Genomic DNA, 2433 nt, shown 5'->3' on the forward strand with positions numbered 1-2433 from the left:
GCTAGCAAGATGAGGATTCCTAAGAGACTGTAAAGCAGTCCATTGGACTCGAAGAAGACGGTTTCTTGGAAAAGACGTCCTGCATATTGAAATCCTTTGGTTGCTGCTTTGTCCAGTAAATTCATTAATTGTGTATCATTGAGTGGATTTGTTATGAGCGCTTTTGATAACTCATAGGGCATTTGTGTGATCAAAATGGCAATTTCACTCTGATAAAGTCCTGTGGTAAGAGCTATTGAAGTAATAATACTTATCCGTAGGAAACGGTTTACGAACCCGGAGAGAGGCATATCTATAGCGCCACGAATGATGAGCCATCCGTAGATGATGAAAGCGATTGTGATTCCAATTGAAACAAAGGGTGTAATTGTAGCTATTGTTTTTGAGGAAATGTCCGTGACATATGTTTTTGTTATCTGATCAATTTTATTGAAAAGTTGCGTGAACACTGTAAAGTCCATGGAATTCCTCTTTAATGAATTTTCAACTTTTTATCACCTTGGAACATAGATATATGCTAAACGCTTCATTTGCATGTATACATTACCTAAGTGTTTTCAGCACGATATCTTGGCTTTGATAAAATCTTTGTGCTTCTCTTAATTGTTCAGAGAGTACTGAACCTTCTACATCGGCTTTTGTTTTCATCGTATGGTAGGCATTCCTTTTTTTTCATGATCAAAAATTTTCATATCAAGTTCGCGTCTTTTCCTTTTGATAAGTGATTTCTCAGCCTTACGTAAATGTGCTACCATTTGTACCTTTATAGATTCATTTTGGATCATGGCTAACGAACCATCGATATGTGCTTGAAGATCTGCAATATCTTTCAGGTTTTCTTTTGTTTGAAGTTCATTAAATAGACTTTTGAGGTATTGAAAACGATTTTCTACGTTTTCAAAAGTTTCTAAACTTACAGCTTTATCTAGTATCGATGCAAATTGTAAACGCTCCGAAATAGTTTTGCCCATTTGATCAAAAGGCCCAGAAACTTTGTTTTCGTCCTCTAATACCTCTTGATATGATTTCCTTGAAAGCTTATCACTCTTATAGAACGATTCTGGTTCTTTGAGAAAAAAACTAGAAAAATCTATTTGCTTTGGGTTTGTTTTCTGATTCTTTGTTATAGCTTGATAGGCTTTTTCTGTTTGTGAAATTTGTTCTTTTTTCAACTCAAGCTGTTTTTTTAAGAGCTCAATAATTTCCCCTTTTTTTAATAGATTAGTAAGCTCCAGATATTCTGCTGGTAGAGCAGGTGGTGGGGCTGAGTCCTTATGTGACGAGAGGTCATAAGATACGCTTGTAACTGCATCCGCATGTGCTAGATTTAGCATTCCCAAAAGGGTAATCATTCCTGTTATAATAAATCGCTTTTTCATCTGTCTCCTCGCTTAATTTCGGCAGGGATTGTTTTATTAATAGGCACACGGTTTCTATCATTGGGCTGTTTTAGCTTTGGTGCTAATGCACAAGCCGATAAAATGTTTGCAATCAAAATTACAAGTATGATTGACTTCATTTTGACATGACTCTTTTTACTGTTATACACATTCTGATATTTGTTGTCATTATTATAATTTCGACACCAAAGTAAAGTGTATAGTTTACGATAATTTATCTTTTCTTAATTTCATTTTTTAATTTATGAAAATAGCTCAATTTCAGTGCGAATATTTTTTACTTTAGGATTGGATATCTTAGTTATTTTGTCATATGGATATTAAGGGCGTCTGTTACGGGAACCATTGCTTTCTATCTCATCTAGTTTTTATGTCTCCATAGATGTCCGAATGTAATGCCTTTTGCGAGAGAATTGGCCATGCTTGATAGTTTGAGTAACAGCATGATGGATATAATGGACAAGATGAGAGCTCCTCCAAACATGAAGCTTACATTCTGGTCGTAGTCGAGTTTCATATCGCTCAAATAGTTTGCAAAGATATTCATCATCAGATTAAATACAGTTGCTAAGAGTAGAAAGAGGATTATATAATTGGCGACTTGTACAATCCATTGCTCAAAAAAGCGATAAGTTGGTTGCCAGAGTAGAGCAATAATGAAGATTGGTCCCAATCCTACGAGAAGTGCAAGTGCGATTTTTGTCAGGAGCACGAGACCCCCACCGATTGCGACTACGAGGCTTGTTGCTAGCAAGATAATGATGCCTAAGAGACTGTAAAGCAGTCCATTGGCTTCGAAGAAGACGGTTTCTTGGAAAAGACGGCCTGCATATTGGAATCCTTTGGTTGCTGCTTTGTCAAGTAAATTCATTAATTGTGTATCATTGAGTGGATTTGTTATGAGCGCCTTTGATAACTCATAGGGCATTTGTGTTATCAAAATGGCAATTTCATTCTGATAAAGTCCTGTGGTAAGAGCTATTGAAGTAATAATACTTATCCGCAGGAAACGGTTTACGAATCCGGAAAGTGG

At 36.2% G+C, this 2433-nt stretch carries 4 protein-coding genes; all 4 read right to left on the reverse strand.

Annotated features, from left to right (window positions below; translation table 11 throughout):
• Positions 1-461: type IV secretion system protein (locus ACFIM6_RS09670; protein WP_375612647.1), on the reverse strand; the 461-nt coding region annotated here is incomplete at its 3' end.
• Between the two features lie 183 nt (positions 462-644).
• Positions 645-1379: a type IV secretion system protein gene (locus ACFIM6_RS09675; RefSeq protein ID WP_375612648.1), complete on the reverse strand. Its 735-nt coding sequence runs from the start codon at positions 1377-1379 to the stop codon at positions 645-647.
• Positions 1376-1519, reverse strand: coding sequence for a TrwH protein (locus ACFIM6_RS09680; RefSeq protein WP_273791745.1), 144 nt, complete (start codon positions 1517-1519; stop codon positions 1376-1378). The genes ACFIM6_RS09675 and ACFIM6_RS09680 overlap by 4 nt, the downstream gene beginning before the upstream one ends.
• 242 nt (positions 1520-1761) lie before the next feature.
• Positions 1762-2433, reverse strand: a 672-nt coding sequence (locus tag ACFIM6_RS09685) for a type IV secretion system protein (RefSeq protein ID WP_375612649.1), incomplete at its 5' end; no start/stop codon positions are given.

This window comes from Bartonella sp. AA9NXGY, assembly GCF_042196845.1.
Taxonomy (GTDB): domain Bacteria; phylum Pseudomonadota; class Alphaproteobacteria; order Rhizobiales; family Rhizobiaceae; genus Bartonella.

Excerpts from the sequence above, each read along its gene's own strand:
- ACFIM6_RS09680 (WP_273791745.1), bottom strand. The coding sequence starts at position 1,519 with ATGAAGTCAATCATACTTGTAATTTTGATTGCAAACATTTTATCGGCT.
- ACFIM6_RS09675 (WP_375612648.1), bottom strand. The coding sequence starts at position 1,379 with ATGAAAAAGCGATTTATTATAACAGGAATGATTACCCTTTTGGGAATG.